16 protein-coding genes are annotated in these 16,911 nt (G+C 69.7%); 10 read left to right on the forward strand and 6 right to left on the reverse strand.

Features of this window, described 5'->3' with window-relative positions:
- Positions 1-128: 128 nt before the first annotated feature.
- Complete coding sequence (locus AC57B8_RS05170; RefSeq protein WP_062474958.1) at positions 129-716, forward strand: PadR family transcriptional regulator; 588 nt, start codon at positions 129-131, stop codon at positions 714-716.
- A 14-nt stretch (positions 717-730) separates the two neighbouring features.
- On the forward strand, positions 731-1,573 hold the full coding sequence (locus AC57B8_RS05175; protein WP_496478869.1) for a siderophore-interacting protein: 843 nt from the start codon (positions 731-733) through the stop codon (positions 1,571-1,573).
- A gap of 43 nt (positions 1,574-1,616) precedes the next feature.
- On the opposite strand, the gene AC57B8_RS05180 is transcribed toward AC57B8_RS05175, so the two are convergent.
- From AC57B8_RS05180 to AC57B8_RS05190, 3 genes are all read right to left on the reverse strand, one after another.
- Positions 1,617-2,606 (reverse strand): magnesium and cobalt transport protein CorA, encoded by a 990-nt coding sequence (locus AC57B8_RS05180; protein WP_307589033.1) that lies wholly within the window; start codon positions 2,604-2,606, stop codon positions 1,617-1,619.
- A 33-nt stretch (positions 2,607-2,639) separates the two neighbouring features.
- Complete coding sequence (locus AC57B8_RS05185; protein ID WP_496478870.1) at positions 2,640-3,209, reverse strand: hypothetical protein; 570 nt, start codon at positions 3,207-3,209, stop codon at positions 2,640-2,642.
- Positions 3,210-3,351: 142 nt separating this feature from the next.
- Entirely contained in the window at positions 3,352-3,591 is a 240-nt protein-coding gene (locus tag AC57B8_RS05190; protein WP_496478871.1) for a polysaccharide deacetylase, read from the reverse strand.
- Positions 3,592-3,799: 208 nt separating this feature from the next.
- Here AC57B8_RS05190 and mutS point away from each other — a divergent pair, with 208 nt between their 5' ends.
- From mutS to AC57B8_RS05205, 3 genes are read left to right on the forward strand one after another with little or no spacing between them, the layout of a single operon-like run.
- Positions 3,800-6,466 carry a DNA mismatch repair protein MutS gene (mutS, locus tag AC57B8_RS05195; RefSeq protein WP_185993551.1) on the forward strand — a complete coding sequence of 889 codons (2,667 nt, stop codon included), beginning with the start codon at positions 3,800-3,802 and terminating at the stop codon, positions 6,464-6,466.
- A 28-nt stretch (positions 6,467-6,494) separates the two neighbouring features.
- A complete protein-coding gene (locus AC57B8_RS05200) occupies positions 6,495-7,334 on the forward strand; it encodes a proteasome-type protease (protein ID WP_062474940.1) in 840 nt (279 codons plus the stop codon).
- A 2-nt stretch (positions 7,335-7,336) separates the two neighbouring features.
- On the forward strand, positions 7,337-8,143 hold the full coding sequence (locus tag AC57B8_RS05205) for an alpha/beta fold hydrolase (protein ID WP_447748792.1): 807 nt from the start codon (positions 7,337-7,339) through the stop codon (positions 8,141-8,143).
- 7 nt (positions 8,144-8,150) lie between these two features.
- Here the strand turns inward: AC57B8_RS05205 and AC57B8_RS05210 are convergent, their stop codons facing one another.
- A complete protein-coding gene (locus tag AC57B8_RS05210; RefSeq protein WP_496478872.1) occupies positions 8,151-8,663 on the reverse strand; it encodes an MOSC domain-containing protein in 513 nt (170 codons plus the stop codon).
- A 113-nt stretch (positions 8,664-8,776) separates the two neighbouring features.
- Here AC57B8_RS05210 and AC57B8_RS05215 point away from each other — a divergent pair, with 113 nt between their 5' ends.
- From AC57B8_RS05215 to AC57B8_RS05235, 5 genes are all read left to right on the forward strand, one after another.
- Positions 8,777-10,075, forward strand: coding sequence for an RNA polymerase sigma factor (locus AC57B8_RS05215; protein ID WP_496478873.1), 1,299 nt, complete (start codon positions 8,777-8,779; stop codon positions 10,073-10,075).
- Positions 10,057-10,437, forward strand: coding sequence for a YciI family protein (locus AC57B8_RS05220; protein ID WP_070062632.1), 381 nt, complete (start codon positions 10,057-10,059; stop codon positions 10,435-10,437). The genes AC57B8_RS05215 and AC57B8_RS05220 overlap by 19 nt, the downstream gene beginning before the upstream one ends.
- 100 nt (positions 10,438-10,537) lie before the next feature.
- A complete protein-coding gene (locus tag AC57B8_RS05225; protein WP_496478874.1) occupies positions 10,538-11,350 on the forward strand; it encodes an SDR family NAD(P)-dependent oxidoreductase in 813 nt (270 codons plus the stop codon).
- 113 nt (positions 11,351-11,463) lie between these two features.
- The gene (locus tag AC57B8_RS05230; protein WP_496478875.1) at positions 11,464-12,177 is read left to right on the forward strand and encodes a response regulator transcription factor; all 714 of its coding nucleotides are present in this window, start codon (positions 11,464-11,466) and stop codon (positions 12,175-12,177) included.
- A 74-nt stretch (positions 12,178-12,251) separates the two neighbouring features.
- On the forward strand, positions 12,252-14,018 hold the full coding sequence (locus AC57B8_RS05235; RefSeq protein ID WP_496478876.1) for a sensor histidine kinase: 1,767 nt from the start codon (positions 12,252-12,254) through the stop codon (positions 14,016-14,018).
- Here the strand turns inward: AC57B8_RS05235 and azu are convergent.
- Entirely contained in the window at positions 14,011-14,463 is a 453-nt protein-coding gene (gene azu, locus AC57B8_RS05240) for an azurin (protein ID WP_307589052.1), read from the reverse strand. The two genes, AC57B8_RS05235 and azu, sit on opposite strands and share 8 nt — an antisense overlap.
- 98 nt (positions 14,464-14,561) lie before the next feature.
- The gene (locus tag AC57B8_RS05245) at positions 14,562-16,910 is read right to left on the reverse strand and encodes a cytochrome P450/oxidoreductase (protein WP_496478877.1); all 2,349 of its coding nucleotides are present in this window, start codon (positions 16,908-16,910) and stop codon (positions 14,562-14,564) included.
- Position 16,911: the final 1 nt, after the last annotated feature.

The following is a 16,911-nucleotide window of genomic DNA, read 5'->3' on the forward strand; positions in this document are numbered from 1 at the left end:
CCACTCTCGCCCGAAGGGGCCGCGTCCCCAGAACCCATGCGACCGGCAGGGTCGCCCGATGGGTGGGCTTTCGCTTCCTATTTAGATATATCTAGAATAGTCTCGACCCACTCAAGAAAGCCATCCCCATGCGCCACCTTCACCACGCTCCGCACCACCATCACCACCGCCACGCTCCGCGCGGCGAACACGAAGACGGCCTGGCCGGCGGCGGCCGCGGGATGCGCGGCGGGCGCGGCGGCGGCGCGGGCCGGGTGTTCGGCCACGGCGGGCTGCGCTTCGTGCTGCTGCAGCTCATTGCCGACAAGCCCTCGCACGGCTACGAGCTCATCAAGGCCATCGAAGACCGCCTGGGCGGCACCTACGCGCCGAGCCCCGGCGTGGTCTACCCCACGCTCACGCTGCTGGAAGAGCTGGGCTACCTGAGCGTGGAAACCGCCGACGTCGGCGGCCGCAAGCGCTACAGCATCACGCCGAGCGGCCAGGAGTTCCTGGCCGCCAACCGCGAGACGGCCGACGCCATGATGGCCCGCATGGCGGGCGGCGTGGACGGCGCCGGCCCGCGCGCCGGACGGCCCCCGCAAGTCACCCGCGCCATCGAGAACCTGAAGCTCGCGATGCGCCTGCGCCTCGGCGGCGCCCCCCTCACCGAACAACAAGCCCACGAATTCGCCGCGGTGCTCGACAGCGCCGCACAACAGCTCGAACGCATCTGAACCCATCTCTGCAAATGACCGACTTCACCACCACTGCTTCTTCTTCCAACACGCCCGACCGCACGCCCCGCCGCGTGCGCCACGAACTGCGTTTTCGCCAACTCACGGTGAAGACCGTGCAGCGCGTGACGCCGCACCTGATCCGCATCACGCTGACCGGCGATGCGCTCGAAGGCTTCACCAGCCCCGGCTTCGACGACCACGCGAAGCTGTTCTTTCCCGATGCCGCCACCGGCCAGCTCACGCTGCCGACCGCTGGCCCCGACGGCCCGGTGTGGCCCGAGGGCGGTCGCCCGGCCATGCGCGACTACACGCCGCGTCGCCACGACGCGCAAGCGAACACGCTGGAGATCGACTTCGCGCTGCACGACGCCGGCCCCGCCACGCAGTGGGCCGAGCAGGCCAAGCCCGGCGACATCGTCGGCGTGGGCGGCCCGCGCGGCTCGTTCATCGTGCCGACCGAATTCGACTGGCACCTGCTGATCGGCGACGACACCGCCCTGCCCGCCATCTCCCGCCGCCTGGCCGAACTGCCGGCCGGTGCGCGCGTGGTGGTGCTGGCGGAAGTCGACAGCGCAGCCGACGAGATTCCTTTCGAGACGCAAGCCGAGCTCACGCTGCGCTGGGTGCACCGCGAAGGCGCCGCGCCGGGGCTGAGCCCCGTGCTGGTCGACACGCTGAAAACCATGGCGCTGCCGGCCGGCGACTTCCACGCCTGGGTGGGTTGCGAATCGGCGATCGCGAAGGCGCTGCGCGCGCACCTCGTGGGCGAGCGCGGTGCGAACCCGAAGTGGGTTCGGGCGTCGGGTTACTGGCGTCGCGGCGCTGTGGCGACGCACGACACGCACGACGAATAAGGAAAGCGCGATTCAGTCGCGAAGCCCGGGGCCGGGCTTCGTGCTAGAGCCAGCCGACGCGCTTGAACCGGTAGTAGAGGTAGCCGCAGGTGCTGACGATCAACCCCAGTGCCATCGCGTACCCATAGCGGAATTTCAGCTCCGGCATGTGCTCGAAGTTCATGCCCCAAATGCCCGCGAAGGCGGTGCACACCGCGAAGATGCTGGCCCAGGCGGCGAGCCGCTTGGTCACTTCACTCTCCTCGATGGTGACCATCGAGAGGTTCACCTGCACCGCCGTGGCGATGGTGTCGCGCACCGCGTCGATCGAGCCGTTGATGCGCACCAGGTGGTCGCCCACGTCGCGGAAATACTCCTGCGTGCCCACGCAGATCTGCGGCACGCGCCCGCCGTGCAGCTTGCCCGCCGCCTCCACCAATGGCGCCACCGCGCGCTTGAGGATGAGGCTGCGGCGCTTCAGGTCGTACAGCTGCTTGATCTTGTCGCGCGCCGCGCCGCCCTGGGCAAAGATCTGCTGCTCGATGGATTCGAGTTCCACTTCGAGCGCGTCGATCACCGGAAAGTAGCGGTCGACCACCGCGTCCATCAGCGCATAGAGCACGAAGCCCGCGCCGTTGCGCAGCAGGTCGGGCTCGCGCTCGCAGCGCTCGCGCACGCCCAGGAAGCCCTGCTGGCTGCGGTTGCGCACCGACAGCACATAGTTGCGGCCGACGAACACGTTGACCTCGCCCACGTTCACGCTGTGCCCACCCTCCCCCTCGGCGTCGGTCGAGGGCTCGACCAGGTGCATCACGACGAACAGCGAGTCGCCGTACTCCTCCACCTTGGGACGCTGGTGGCCGTGCTGGGCGTCTTCGACGGCCAGGGGGTGCAGGTCGAACTCGTCCTGCATCTGCGCCAGCTCTTCGGGCGTGGCGTCGCTCAGCGCCACCCAGACGAAACAGCCGGCGCGGGAGATGTAGTCGCTGATGTCCTCGACGGGAATGTCGGCGAGCTTGGCGCCGTTTTCATAGGCCACGCAGTTGATCAGCATCGGAGCACTTCCATCGTCGAACTTGAAGGGAGGTCAGGCCGCCGCATCGGTCGGTGCGGTCGCGGCCAGGCGGGCCGTGTCGGCCAGCGAGGCCTCGATGGCCTGCGTCTCGCGCGCGAGCAGGGCCAGCCCCTGGTCGGCGAACGCGCGGTGGCTGGCCACGTCGGCCCACAGGCTCGCCGCAGCTTCGGCACACGTCAGCGACGTGAAGCGGATGCGGCCCTTGGCCAGCGCGACGAAGCGCTGCTCGCGCAGCGGATCGGCCCGGTCCCAGGCGCCGCCGATGAGCACGCGCTTGCCGCGCTTGATGCGCGGTTCGCGCTCGGCGAAGAAAGGCAGCTTGGCGCCGAACCAGCCCGGCAGGCCCGTGTTCAGCGCGGTGTCGAAGGCCGAGGGGGCGGCGTGCGCCTTGGCAAATTCGCGCAGCGTGCCGAGCTGGTAGAGCGCCGGGTCCTTGGCGCCGCCCGTGCCTTCCACGGGCCGGATGACGGACGGGCCGGTGTTGCCCGTGCCCGGGCGCCCTTCGGGCCGTTTCGACTTGCGCAGATCCGCCAGCTGGGCCGGCGACATGCACAGGTACAGCGCCGCAAGGTCAGCGGGCAAGGTGGCGGTGTCCGGGAGCGCGTCCGCTGCAGGGCCTTTGATTTCATCCGACGGGGCCATGGGCGCCTTTGTTCTTCACGCGGGGTTTGCGCCGAGGGATTTTAGGAGGGGCGGTGCAGGCCGCCGCACGCGCCCGGCTGCGTCAGTGCTCGGGGCCGCCCTGCCCCTGCCCCTGCGGCTCGGGCGCAGGGGCCGGCAGCCATTGCAGCTCGTCCGGCAGGTACGGCCTCGACCAGCTCATGCCGTCCAGCCGCACGCGCAGCGTGAGCCCCCGCACGGTGGTCACCGTGCCGGGCTGCCCGTGCACCAGCACCCTGGCGCCCTTGCGGGCAGGCACATGAAATCGTTTCCGGATGTCCTCGTAGCTCACTGGGGTCTCCATCGATGAAGGTCGCGTGCGCCCGCGTAGTCATGCGCATGCGCATGACTACGCACGGGGGAGCTGTCTGGATTCAGGGGAATGCGGCCAAAGTGGACGCGGCGGGGGCGTCGGTGCGGGGAGGCCGGCGCGCACGCCGATGGCCGTCCCCGATAATGACCCGATCCCCGGGATGCGCAGCGCGCACCCTCTTTTCTTCTCCACGGATTCAATGACCTTACCGGTGAAAAGCACCAAAGATCAAGCCCCCTCGGCTGGCGATTTCGCCGGGCACACGCCGATGATGGCGCAGTACTTAGGCCTCAAGGCCGACCATCCGGACACCCTGCTGTTCTACCGGATGGGCGATTTCTACGAACTGTTCTGGGCCGACGCCGAAAAGGCCTCGCGCCTGCTCGACATCACGCTCACCCAGCGCGGCCAGTCGGCCGGGCAGCCGGTGCTGATGTGCGGCGTGCCCTTCCACTCGGTCGACACCTACCTCGCGCGGCTCATCAAGCTGGGCGAATCGGTCGCCATCTGCGAGCAGGTGGGCGAGGTTGGCGCCAGCAAGGGGCCGGTCGAGCGCAAGGTGGTGCGGGTGGTCACGCCCGGCACGCTGACCGACTCGGAACTGCTCAACGACAAGAGCGATTCGCTGCTGCTCGCCGTGCATGCGGGCACGCGCAATTTCTGCGGCCTCGCCTGGCTCAGCGTGACGGGCGCCGAGCTGCGGCTGGCCGAGTGCCCCGCCGATGCGCTCGAAGCCTGGATCGCGCGCATCGCACCGAGCGAACTGCTGTACAGCGCCGAGGTCACGCCCGCCTTCGAGCAGCGCCTGAAGGCCGCGCGCGCGGCCGTGCCGTTCACGCTGTCGCTGCGTCCGGCCTGGCAGTTCGATCCCGGCCTGGGCGAGCGCAAGCTCAGCGAGCAGATGGGCAGCCACAGCCTCGCGGCGTGGAACGCCGAATCGCTGGGCAACGCGCACGCCGCCGCCGCCGCGCTGCTGGGTTATGCCGAGCACACGCAAGGCCGCGCGCTGTCGCACGTGCAGCGCCTGTCGGTGGAGCGCGACGGCGACCTGATCGAGCTGCCGCCCACCACGCGCCGCAACCTCGAGCTGGTGCAGACGCTGCGCGGCGAAGACGCGCCCACGATGTTCTCGCTGCTCGACACCTGCATGACGGGCATGGGCAGCCGCCTGCTCAAGCGCTGGCTGCTCTCGCCGCGCCGCGACCGCAGCGAGGCCCAGGGCCGGCTCGACGCCATCGGCGCGCTGCAGTCCCCCGGGCCCGGCGCCACGGCCGCGCCCTGGCGCACGCTGCGCGAGCAGCTCAAGAACACGAGCGACGTGGAACGCATCGCGGCGCGCATCGCGCTGCGCCAGGTGCGCCCGCGCGAACTGGTGGCGCTGCAGCTCGCGCTGGCGAAGGCCGAGCAGCTGGCGCCGCTGCTGCCGGGCGCCGCCGCGCTGCTGGCGCAGATCACCGAACGCCTCGCGCCGCCGCCGGGCTGCGCCGACCTGCTGGTGCGCGCGATCAAGCCCGATCCGTCGGCGCTGGTGCGCGACGGCGGCGTGATCGCCACCGGCCACGACGCCGAGCTCGACGAGCTGCGCGAGATCAGCGAGAACTGCGACGACTTCCTGCTCAAGCTCGAGATCAGCGAGCGCGAGCGCACCGGCATCAGCAACCTGCGCGTGCAGTTCAACCGCGTGCACGGCTTCTACATCGAGGTGACGCAAAGCGCACTCTCGAAGGTGCCCGACAACTACCGCCGCCGCCAGACGCTGAAGAACGCCGAGCGCTTCATCACGCCCGAACTCAAGGCTTTCGAAGACAAGGCGCTGAGCGCGCAAGACCGCGCATTGGCGCGCGAGAAGTGGCTGTACGAGCAGCTGCTCGACGCGCTGCAGCCCTCGGTGCCCGCACTCACGCAGCTGGCCGGCGGCATTGCCGCGCTCGACGCGCTGTGTGCGCTGGCCGAGCGCTCGCACACGCTGAACTGGCGCGCGCCGACCTTCGTGTCGCACCCGTGCATCGAGATCCAGCAGGGCCGCCACCCGGTGGTGGAGGCGCGACTGGCCGAGAAGTCGTCGGGCGGCTTCATCGCCAACGACACGCAGATGGGGCCGCAGCAGCGCATGCAGATCATCACCGGCCCGAACATGGGCGGTAAGTCGACCTACATGCGGCAGGTGGCGATCGTGGTGCTGCTGGCGTCCATCGGCTCGCACGTGCCGGCCACGGCCTGCCGGCTCGGGCCGATCGATGCGATTCACACGCGCATCGGCGCGGCCGACGACCTGGCCAACGCGCAGTCGACCTTCATGCTCGAGATGACCGAGGCCGCACAGATCCTGCACAGCGCCACGGCGCAGTCGCTGGTGCTGATGGACGAAATCGGCCGCGGCACCAGCACCTTCGACGGCCTGGCGCTGGCGGCCGGCATCGCGGCGCAGCTGCACGACCGCAGCAAGGCCTTCACGCTGTTCGCCACGCACTACTTCGAGCTCACCGAGTTCCCGGCCACGCACCACGGCGCCGTGAACATGCACGTGAGCGCGACCGAGTCGGGCCGCGACATCGTGTTCCTGCACGAGATGCAGCCGGGCCCGGCCAGCAAGAGCTACGGCATCCAGGTGGCGCGCCTCGCGGGCATGCCCGCGGCGGTGGTCAACCACGCGCGGCAGGCGCTCGACGCGCTCGAATCGCAGCATGCGCAAACGCGTGCCCAGGTCGACCTGTTCGCGCCGCCGCCGGCCACCGAAACCCCCATGGCCAGCGCCGTAGAATCCGCGCTGGCTGCCCTCGACCCGGACGCCATGAGCCCGCGCGAAGCCCTCGACGCGCTCTATGCCCTCCAGAAACTGAACGCACGTGAACGCAGTACCGCATGAGCGGGCCCAGTTCCTGCAAGGCGAACCCATGACTTATTGCGTAGGCATCAAACTCAACGCCGGCCTGGTGTTTCTCTCCGACTCGCGCACGAACGCGGGGGTGGACCACATCAGCACCTTCCGCAAGATGATCGTCTACGAGCAGCCGGGCGACCGCGTCATGGTGCTGCTGTCGTCGGGCAACCTGAGCATCTCGCAGTCGGTGCGCGAAATCCTGCAGATCGAAGAGTTGCGCGAAACGCGCGAAGACGGCACGCAGGGCGAGCCCATCACGATCTGGAACGCCAAGAGCATGTTCGACGCCGCGCGCGTGCTGGGCTCGGCCGTGCGCCATGTGTACGACCGCGACGCCGAGGCGCTCAAGCATGCGGGCCTCGACTTCAACGTGTCGTTCATCTTCGGCGGGCAGGTCAAGGGCGAAGGCATGCGCCTGTTCCTGGTCTACGCCGCCGGCAACTTCATCGAAGCCACCACCGAGACGCCCTACTTCCAGGTGGGCGAATCGAAGTACGGCAAGCCCGTGCTCGACCGCGTGCTCACGCCCGAGACACCGCTGGACGAAGCCGCCAAGTGCGCGCTGGTGTCGATGGACTCGACCATGAAGTCGAACCTGTCGGTCGGCCTGCCGCTCGACCTGGTGGTGTACGAGGCCAACAAGCTCGAGACCGACCGCGTGATCTGCATCGACGCGGACAACCCCTACTACCGCATGATGCACAACAGCTGGGGCCAGAAGCTGCGCGAGGTGTTCGACAGCATCGAAGACCCGGTGTGGGACGACAGCGCCACCGAACACCCGCTGCGGATGCCGGCCACGCGCCACAGCCCGCTGCGCAAGATCTCGACCCCCGACGAAAAGCTCATCTGAATCTGTCCGTGCCTCCTGTCATCTTTTCGCACGGCAACAGCTTTCCGGCGAGCACCTACCGCGTCGTTCTCGACAGCCTTCGCAACCGGGGCTTCGAGGTCGACGCCATCGAGAAATTCGGGCACGACCCGAAATACCCCGTCACCGACAACTGGCCGCACCTGGTACAGCAGCTGGCCGACTTCGCCAAGCTGCGCGCCGACCGCGCGGGCGGCCCGGTGTTCCTCATCGGCCATTCGCTGGGCGGCTTCCTGAGCCTGATGTGCGCGGCGCGCCACCCCGAGCTGGCGCGCGGCGTGCTGCTGATCGATTCGCCGATCCTCGGCGGCTGGCGCGCGAACACGCTCAACGTGGTCAAGCGCACGCCGCTCATGAAGAGCATTTCGCCCGGCGCCGTGAGCCGCAAGCGCAAGAACAGCTGGGAGCACCGCGAGGCGGTGTTCGAGCACTTCCGCAGCAAGAAGGCGTTCGCGAAGTGGGACGAGCAGGTGCTGCACGACTACATCGACCACGGCACCTTCGACAGCGAAGACACGCGCTCGCTGAGCTTCGACCGCGACGTGGAAACCGCCATCTACAACACCCTGCCCCACACGCTGGGCGGGCTGCTGCGCCGCCATCCGCTCAAGTGCAAGGCGGCCTTCATCGGCGGGCGCCAGTCGGTCGAGATGAAACAGGTGGGCATGGCGATGACCGAGCAGGTCACCAAGGGCCGCATCACGATGCTCGACGGCAGCCACCTGTTCCCGATGGAAAAGCCGCTGGCCACGGCGGCGGCCATCGAGGCCTCGTTGCGCAACCTGATGTAGGTGGTGTTCAGGCGGTGCGGCAGGCGACCGCGTCGCCGACGCGCAGCACACCGCCACGCAGCACCCGCGCCGTCACGCCGCCATGCCCGCGCATGGCGTTGTAGCCACCGGCGCCGAGCAGCTCTTCCATGCGCGAGCAGGGCTCGCAGGGCCCGGTGATCTCCAGCAGCACCTCGGGCCCGAGCGCCAGCACCAGCGGCTGGTCGCGAAACAGCGCGCGCGCCGCCATCAGGTTGAGGCCCGACACGACGAGGTTGCGACGCAGCAGGCCGGCGTCCACACCTTCCATGCGCTGCGCGAGCGCCGCGACAACCGGCAGGTGCTCCGCCTGGATCAGCGTGACCTGCCGCTTGCCACCGCCGCGCCCGGCGCTGCTGCGGTCGCCGGCCAGCCCCAGCCCTTCGACCGCCAGCACCTCCTCCACCGATTGAACTGGCGTGCGCCGCGCGGGGCGCAGCAGGATGGCGTCGAGCCGGCCGGGGTGCGGGAACTGCCGGGTCAGGGCGTGGAGATCGGACATGCGCCGCATTGTCCACGCGGACTTTTTTTGCGCGCCGCTGTCGGCCCGCCGCATACTGGCGCGTCCTTGGGGTTGAACCGACCTTCTTCGAAGCGACACGCACCGTGCCGACGATGACCACCACCGAGCTGAGCTGGATCGCCACCACGCTGACCGCCGCACGCCCGCGCGCGGTGGCCGCGTTGCTGCGCTACTTCCGCGACCTGGACACGGCCGAGGAAGGCTTCCAGGAAGCCAGCCTGCGCGCGCTGCGGCACTGGCCCGAGCACGGGCCGCCCGACGATCCGCTGGCGTGGCTGATCCTCGTGGGGCGCAACGCGGCGCTCGACGAACTGCGGCGGCGCGACCGGCACGATCCGTTGCCCGAAGAGGAAGACGGCGACGCGGACATGGCCCTCGACCCCGACCTCGCCGAGCAACTCGACCAGTCGCACTACCGCGACGACGTGCTGCGCCTGCTCTTCGTGTGCTGCCACCCCGCGCTGCCGCTCGCACAACAGATCGCGCTCGCGCTACGCATCGTCTCGGGGCTGTCGGTGGCGGAGATCGCGCGCGCCTTCCTGGTCGGCGAGCGCGCCATGGAGCAGCGCATCACGCGCGCCAAGCAGCGCGTGGCCGCGGCCGGCCTGCCCTTCGATGCGCCCGGCGCGCGCGAACGCGGCGAGCGGCTGGCGGCCGTGGGCGCGGTGGTCTACCTGCTGTTCAACGAAGGCTACGCGGCCAGCGGCGGCACGGCCCATGTGCGCGTGGCGCTGTGCGAAGAGGCGATCCGGCTCGCGCGCCTGCTGTGCGAGCTGTTCCCCGACGAGCCCGAGACCGCCGGCCTGTGCGCCCTGCTGCTGTTGCAGCACGCACGCGCCGATGCGCGGCTGGACGCGGGCGGCATGGTCGTGCTGCTCGAAGACCAGGACCGCACGCGATGGCACCGCGCGGCGATCGACGAAGGCCTGGCCCTGCTCGATGCCGCGCTGCGCCAGCGCCGCATCGGGCCGTACCAGCTGCAGGCCGCCATTGCGGCCACGCACGCACGGGCGACGCGCGCGACCGACACCGACTGGGCCGAGATCGACCGGCTCTACGCCGGGCTCGAAAAGCTGCAGCCTTCGCCCGTGGTCACGCTCAACCGCGCGGTGGCCGTGGCCAAGGTGTGCGGGCCCGAAGCGGCGCTGACGATGGTCGACGCGCTGGCGGAGCCGCTGTCGGCGTACTTCCACTTTCACGGCCTGCGCGGCGGGCTGCTGATGCAACTGGGCCGCGCCGACGAAGCACGCTGCGCTTTTGCCGACGCGCTCGCGCTGGCCCGCACCGCCGCCGAAGCCGCGCACATCCGCCTGCTGCTCGACCGCCTCGGCGCGGGCGCCTCTTCCGACTCCCTTCAAGCAAAGGACGAACGATGCTCTATTCCATCCTGATCTACGGTTCCGAAGCTGCGGCGGCCGGCTGGGCGCCCGAGGTCGAAGACGAGATGCTCGAGCGCCACACCGACCTGCGCGACGAGCTGCAGGCCGCCGGCCGGCTCGGCACCGTGCTGCGCCTGATGCCCGACACCGCCACCACCGTGCGGCACGCCGGCGCCGCGCACCCGCTGGTGACCGACGGGCCGTTCGCCGAGACGAAGGAGCAGCTGATGGGCATCTACATCGTCGAGTGCGAGTCGCTCGAGGACGCACGGCATGCGGCGCGGCGGCTGGACTTCGAGGGCGGCGTGTTCGAGATCCGCCCGGTGACCTGGTACGACCCGGGCGTGATCGCGCCGCGCATCCCGCAAGTCTGAAAAAAATCCCACTGCGCTGTCGGATCAGCTGGGCCTGCGCCGTCCTTGGAACGAGCGCCCGCATGTCGCGGGTCGCCATTCACGCCAAGGAGAAGCTCTCATGCCCTCGAATGTCCTGTCTTTGAAAGACCGCTGCGCCGTGATCCACGGCGGCAGCGGTGCCCTCGGCGGCGCCGTCGCCCGCGCCTTTGCTCGCGAAGGCGCCCGCGTGTTCGTCACCGGCCGCAGCCGCGACAAGCTCGATGCGGTGGTGCGAGACATCGCCCAAGCCGGCGGCCGCGCGCAGGCCGCGGTGGTCGACGCGCTGGACGAGGCCGCGATGCTGCGCCACGCGGCCGAGGTCGCCGAACAGGCCGGCGGCATCGACCTCGCGTTCAACGCGGTCGGCGTCTTCCACGTGCAGGGCCGGCCGCTGGCCGAGCTGTCGCTGGAGGACTTCTTCCTCCCCATCCACGCCTACACGCGCGCCAACTTCCTCACCGCCAAGGCCGTGGCACCGCACATGGCGGCGCGCGGCGGCGGCGTGATCCTGTCGGTGTCGACGCCCGCCTCGCGCCTACCCGGCCCCGGGTACCTCGGGCATGCCGTGGCCTGCGCCGGCGTGGAGGGGCTCGCGCGCCACATGGCGGGCGAGCTGGCGGCCTTTCGCATCCGCACCGCCTGCATCCGCTCGCACGCGATTCCCGAGGCGGTGGCCGCGGGCTCGCACAGCGGCGAGGTGTTTCGCCCGGCGGCCGAGCGCATGGGCCTCACGGTCGAGCAGATGCTGGCCGAGCGGCCCGAGGGCCTGCTGGTGGCGCGCCTGCCCTCGCTGGACCAGCTCGCGGGCACCGCGGTGTTCCTGGCCTCGCCGCTGGCCGGGGCCATCACGGGCGCAATAGTCAACCTGAGTGGAGGGGTCATCCTCGATTAGGGTTGTGGCCGCTTTGAATTAACATCAAGATACAAATAGGAACTTTAGAAACAGTCGTTTCATTTAAGAAAAAACGTTGCACCACGTACACCACGGCTCAAAAATGTCGTCCTATGTCTGCCCCTCTCCTGGAAGACGTTGAAGTGGTCTCGCTGAGCCCCGCGCTGGTGGTCGAAGACGATCCGGCGATGCGCGAGCGCCTGGCGTACGTGCTGTCGACACTCGGATGCGACGAGCCCCAGATCGCCTGGGCCGACAGCCTGACCTCGGCCCGCTCGCTGCTGGAGCAGCAGCATTTCGGCGTGGTGCTGGTCGACATCGGCCTGCCCGACGGCAGCGGCGTCGACCTGATCGAGTGGATGCACGAGCACCACCGGCTGGTGCCCGCGGTGGTGATCTCGGCCTGGCGCACCGAGGCCGTGATCTTCGCGGCGCTGCGTGCCGGCGCCATCGGCTACCTGCTGAAGGAACGCGACGACCTCGAGCTCAGCATCGCGCTGCGCAGCATCGAGCAAGGCGGCGCACCGATCGACCCGGCCATCGCCCGCCGCATCCTCGGCTGGGTCGCGACCCAGTTGCCCGGCCTGCCCTCGCCGCCCGACGACCCGTCGCTGACGCCCGCCACCACGCCCGTCATGCTGACGCCGCGCGAGCGCAAAATCCTCGAGCTCGTGTCGCAAGGAATGAGCAACCGCGACATGGCGGAAGCGCTGTCGATCTCCAGACTGACCGTGGAATGCCACACCAAGAACATCTACCGCAAGCTGGCCGTCAACTCGCGCACCGAGGCGGTCTACCAGGGCCGAAGGCAGGGCCTGCTGCGCTGAGGCTCCTTGCGGGCCTGCTGCTGTGGGCCCTGTGGCTGCTGCTCCCGACGGGCAGCGCGCACGCACAAACACCGGTGGTTCCCGAACTGCGCGCCGAAGCCGCACGCGGCACCGGCTGGGATGACACGACCCCGCCCGCCGACGGCTGGACACCCGTCGTCCTGCCCGACAGCTGGGCCACGCGCTGGCCCGGTTTCGACGGCGTGGTCTGGTACCGGCTGACCTGGGAGCAGCCCGCACCCGTGACCGAAACCGGGCTGCTGCTGCACTACCTGAACATGGCCGGCGAGGTCTCGCTCAACGGCACGACGATCTGGCGCGACCGCAGCCTGGTCGAGCCGCTCACGCGCGCGTGGAACTCGCCGCGCTACTGGCTGCTGGACGCGCCGCAATTGCGCGCCGGCACCAACACGCTGCTGGTGCGCGTCTCGGGCCTGTCGGCCTACCAGGCCGGGCTGGGGCCGGTGAGCCTGGGCACGCCCGCGGCCATGCAGGCCGAGTTCGGCCGCGAGCAGCTCATGCGGCGCGACCTGCAGGTGTTCGGCCTGGCGACCAGCGCGGCGGTGTCGGCCTTCTTCGCGGCGTGGTGGCTGCTGCGCCGGCGCGAGACGGCCTACGGCTGGTTCGCCGCGATGTCGGTGCTGTGGCTGCTGTTCGGCTACAACCAGATCGCCACCAGCCCCTGGCCCTTTGCCAGCAACCACAGCTGGCAGGCGCTCAACACCTCATTGCTGCTGTTCTTCAGCGTGTCGTATGGCGTGTTCGTGCTGCGCTTCGCCGGGCGGCGCCTGCCGCGCCTGGAGATCGCGGCGTTCGCGGTGGCGGCCATCGGCGTGCTCGACCTGTGGTTCGCGGGCACCGCCAACCTGCCCACCCACCGCGCGATCTGGACGCTGGTGGGCGGCCTCACGATCATCGTGGTGAACAGCAGCGGCATCTTCCACGCACTGCGCCACCGGGGCAGCCCGATGCGTTCGCTCGCGCCGTTCATGGCGGTGTCGGCGCTCACGGGCGCGCACGACCTGCTGGTGTTCACGCAGGTGATCGACAGCAACATCTACTACACGACCATGTCCTCGTACGTGCTGCTCTTGGGCATGGCGCTGACGCAGGCCGGGCGCTTTGTGCAGAGCCTGCGGCGCATCGAGAACTTCAACACCGAGCTGATCGAGGAAGTGAACGCCGCCAAGGCCGAGCTCGCGTCCACGCTCGCGCAGCAGCACGCGCTGGAGCTCGCGCACGCGCGCATCGGCGAGCGCGTGGCGCTGGTGAGCGACCTGCACGACGGCCTGGGCGGCATGCTGGTGGGCAGCATCGCGACGCTGGAGCGCACGCCCGAGCACCTCAGCGCGCCGCAGTTGCTGGCGATGCTCAAGAGCCTGCGCGACGACCTGCGGCTGATCATCGACGCCACCGGCCGCGACGATGGCGCACGCGCGCTCGGAGAGCTGCTGGCGCCGCTGCGCTACCGCAGCGCGCAGCTGCTGGACGCCAACGGCATCGACTGCCGCTGGAAGGTCTCGGGCATCGACACGCTCGAACTCGCGCCCTCGCAGAGCCTGGACCTGATGCGCTTCCTGCAGGAGGCGCTGACCAACGTGCTCAAGCACAGCGCGGGCCGGCGCGTGGACGTGACGGTGGCGCGCGCGGGCGCCGAGCTGCAGCTCAGCGTGCGCGACGACGGCCGCGGCTTCGCGGTGGACGGCGTGAGCGGCGGCGCGGGGCTGCGCAACCTGCGGGCACGGGCACGCCGCCTGGGCGCGCAGCTGCAGCTGCAGTCGCGCCCCGGCGAGACGCAGGTGGTGCTGCGGATGCCCCTGGGCGGCGCGGCGGCTACTTGACCAGTGCCAGCGTGCCCTTCATGAGCGACGCGTGCCCCGGGAACGAGCAGAACCACGCATAGCTGTCCCCCGCCTTGAGCTTGCTCACGTCGAAGCTCACGGCATCGGTCTCGCCGCCGCCGATGACCTTCGAATGCGCGATGACGCGGGCATCGCCCGGCTTCACGTAGGCCTTGTCCAGCCCCGCGCCGATGCCGTCCGCCGCCACGCCCTGCGCGTCGGCGGCCTTGCTCAGCACCCAGTTGTGGCCCATCGAGGCCTTGGGCAGCTTGCCGACGTGCTTGAGCTTCACGGTGAACTGCTTGCAGCTGGCCGGCACCGCGATGGCGCTCTTGTTGAACTGCATCGCGTCGTTGCCTTCGATCTCGATGTCGCAGGTGGCGGCCAGCACGGGGCCGGCAAGCAGCGCCGTGAAAAGCAGGGCCGCGGTGGTTCTCGTCTTCATCACATGGTTCCTTCGGTGAGGTGCCGATTCGGCACGCCCCACTGTGCGGTGGGCGTGCCGCGAAACACTTGCGATGAATCAATGCGCGGCGAAAAGCCTCAAAGCTCGAGCACCAACCGCCCTTCGCAAGCGCGAGAACAGCAGGCCATCATCTTGGTGTTCGCATCGCGCTCGCTGCGCGTGAGCACCACGTCGCGGTGATCGACCTTGCCGGCCAGCACGCGCACTTCGCACGAACCGCACAGGCCTTCCTCGCAGTCGCTCTGCACATCGACGTTGGCCGCGCGCAGGGCCGTCAGCAAGGTCTGGTCGGGCGGCACGGTGATCACGAGGCCGGAGTCTTTCAGCTCCACCTCGAAGGCGTGTTCCTTCGACGGGTCGAGCGTGGCCAGCGTCGATTCGAAATGCTCCACGCGCAGCGCGCCTTCGGGCCACGCGGCGCAGCAGTCTTCCAGCGCTTCGAGCATGCGCAGCGGGCCGCAGGCATACACCTGCGCGCCGGGCACGGGCGTGGCCAGCAGCGCGCGCAGGTCGTTGCGCCGGCCTTCGTCGGCGGCATGCACATGCAGTCGCTCGCCGTGCAGCGCGGCCAGCTCGTCGACGAAGGCCATGCTCGTGCGGCTGCGGCCGCTGTAGTGCAGCTCGTAGTCCATGCCCAGCGCCTTGGCGCGCCGCGCCATCGCGCTCACGGGCGTGATGCCGATGCCGCCGGCGATGAAGATCGCCTTCGGCAGCGACTCGTCGAGCCGGAAGTGGTTGCGCGGGCCGCGGATGCGCAGACGCTCGCCCACCTTCACGTTCGCATGCACCCAGGCCGAACCGCCGCGACCGTCGGGCTCGTGCAGCACGGCGATCTCCAGCGCGTGGGCTTCGTCGGGGTCGCCGCACAGCGAGTACTGGCGCGACAGCTCGGGCGTGCCGCATTCCACGTCGATGTGCGAGCCCGGCGTCCAGCGCGGCAGCGGCTTGCCGTCGGGCGACACCAGGCGCAGCCGCACGATGCCGTCGGCCACCGGCGTCACGCGCTCGACCACCACGGGCCGCGCGATGGCGTGCGCCGAAGGCTCGCCGATGCGCACCGGCACCTGCACGTCGCGCAGGCCGGCGTTGGCGCGCTCCGGGTTGGCGCGCGGGTCCCACTCGACCCACAGGTGCTCGGGGCCGCGGAACGAGGTGTTGGGCACGTAGCTGAAGCGCTGCTCCGACAGGCGCATGTGCGGCAGCCGGCGCGTGAACTCCTCCAGGAAGATCTGCATCTCCATGCGCGCCAGGTTCTTGCCCATGCACTGGTGCGAGCCGTAGCCGAAGGTCAGGTGGTCGCTGGCGTTGTCGCGCCGGATGTCGAACAGGTCGGCATCGGCGAAGTGGCCTTCGTCGTGGTTGGCCGACGAGGTGACGATCAAGAGGCGCGAGCCCGCCGGCAGGTCGACGCCGCCGACCTGCGTGTCCTTGGTGACGAGCCGGCGCCAGGCGGCCACCGAGCCGTTGTGGCGCAGGCACTCTTCCACCGCGTTGGGAATGAGGCCCGGGTCGTCGCACAGCTCCTGCCACACCTGCGGATGCTGCAGCAGCAGCTTCACCGCGTTGGCGGTGGCGTTGGCGGTGGTCTCGTGCGCGGCCACGATGCCGGCCATCATCATCGAATGCAGGTACGAGTCGGTGACGACCTCGGGGTGCTGCATCTGCTTGCGGATGCCGTATTGCATCCAGCCGGGCGCATCGGGGTCCTGGCGCATCTTGTCGAGCACCTTGCCGGCGTACTGCCAGAAGTTGCCGACGGCGTGCGCCACGGCCACCTGTTCCTCGGGCTTGGGGCGGCCCCAGGTGTTGACGGTGTGCGCGATGGAGTATTTGCGCAGCGTGTCCATGTCTTCCTCGGGCACGCCGAGAAAGTGCAGCGCCACGGTGAGCGGAATCTCCCACAGCATCTGGTCGACGAGGTCGGCGCGGCCGTCGTCGATGAAGCGGTCGACATAGCTGCGCGCGAGTTCGCGCACCAGCGGCTCGTGGTGCTTCAGCGCCTCGGGCGTGAACGGGTCCATGAGCGCGCGGCGGCGCGGCATGTGGGCCGGCTCGTCCTCGTTCACCAGCGTGCGGTTGAGCGCGAAGCCGTAGCTTGCGAGCACGGCGTTGGCTTCTTCGCCGGTGGGCGTGATCTTCTCCAGCGCGTTCGACGGGCTGAAGGTGAGGTTGTCGCGGAACACCGCCTTGATGTCGTCGTAGCGCGTGATCACCCAGTAGCCCAGCTTGGGGCTGTAGAAGATCGGCTCCTGCTCGCGGGCCCAGCGCACGTACTCGGGCGGGTCTTGCTGGTAGCCGTCCTCGAAGGGATCGAACTCGGCGGCGCGCTGGCTCACGGGGCAGCCGGTGGGCGTGCGCTCGGCGGAGAGCGCCCCGTGCGCGACGGGGCAACCGGAGGTGCGCGAAGGCATGGCGGTATCGGACATG

Source organism: Variovorax sp. BGA-UO-ETr-C22 (genome assembly GCF_059567965.1).

What these genes read in the sequence shown, in the direction of transcription:
- AC57B8_RS05230 (WP_496478875.1), top strand. Translation starts at nt 11,464, where the DNA reads ATGTCTGCCCCTCTCCTGGAAGACGTTGAAGTGGTCTCGCTGAGCCCC.
- AC57B8_RS05220 (WP_070062632.1), top strand. Translation starts at nt 10,057, where the DNA reads ATGCTCTATTCCATCCTGATCTACGGTTCCGAAGCTGCGGCGGCCGGC.
- AC57B8_RS05210 (WP_496478872.1), bottom strand. Translation starts at nt 8,663, where the DNA reads ATGTCCGATCTCCACGCCCTGACCCGGCAGTTCCCGCACCCCGGCCGG.
- AC57B8_RS05175 (WP_496478869.1), top strand. Translation starts at nt 731, where the DNA reads ATGACCGACTTCACCACCACTGCTTCTTCTTCCAACACGCCCGACCGC.
- AC57B8_RS05170 (WP_062474958.1), top strand. Translation starts at nt 129, where the DNA reads ATGCGCCACCTTCACCACGCTCCGCACCACCATCACCACCGCCACGCT.
- AC57B8_RS05180 (WP_307589033.1), bottom strand. Translation starts at nt 2,606, where the DNA reads ATGCTGATCAACTGCGTGGCCTATGAAAACGGCGCCAAGCTCGCCGAC.
- AC57B8_RS05245 (WP_496478877.1), bottom strand. Translation starts at nt 16,910, where the DNA reads ATGTCCGATACCGCCATGCCTTCGCGCACCTCCGGTTGCCCCGTCGCG.
- AC57B8_RS05215 (WP_496478873.1), top strand. Translation starts at nt 8,777, where the DNA reads ATGACCACCACCGAGCTGAGCTGGATCGCCACCACGCTGACCGCCGCA.
- AC57B8_RS05225 (WP_496478874.1), top strand. Translation starts at nt 10,538, where the DNA reads ATGCCCTCGAATGTCCTGTCTTTGAAAGACCGCTGCGCCGTGATCCAC.
- AC57B8_RS05200 (WP_062474940.1), top strand. Translation starts at nt 6,495, where the DNA reads ATGACTTATTGCGTAGGCATCAAACTCAACGCCGGCCTGGTGTTTCTC.
- AC57B8_RS05190 (WP_496478871.1), bottom strand. Translation starts at nt 3,591, where the DNA reads ATGGAGACCCCAGTGAGCTACGAGGACATCCGGAAACGATTTCATGTG.
- mutS (WP_185993551.1), top strand. Translation starts at nt 3,800, where the DNA reads ATGACCTTACCGGTGAAAAGCACCAAAGATCAAGCCCCCTCGGCTGGC.
- azu (WP_307589052.1), bottom strand. Translation starts at nt 14,463, where the DNA reads ATGAAGACGAGAACCACCGCGGCCCTGCTTTTCACGGCGCTGCTTGCC.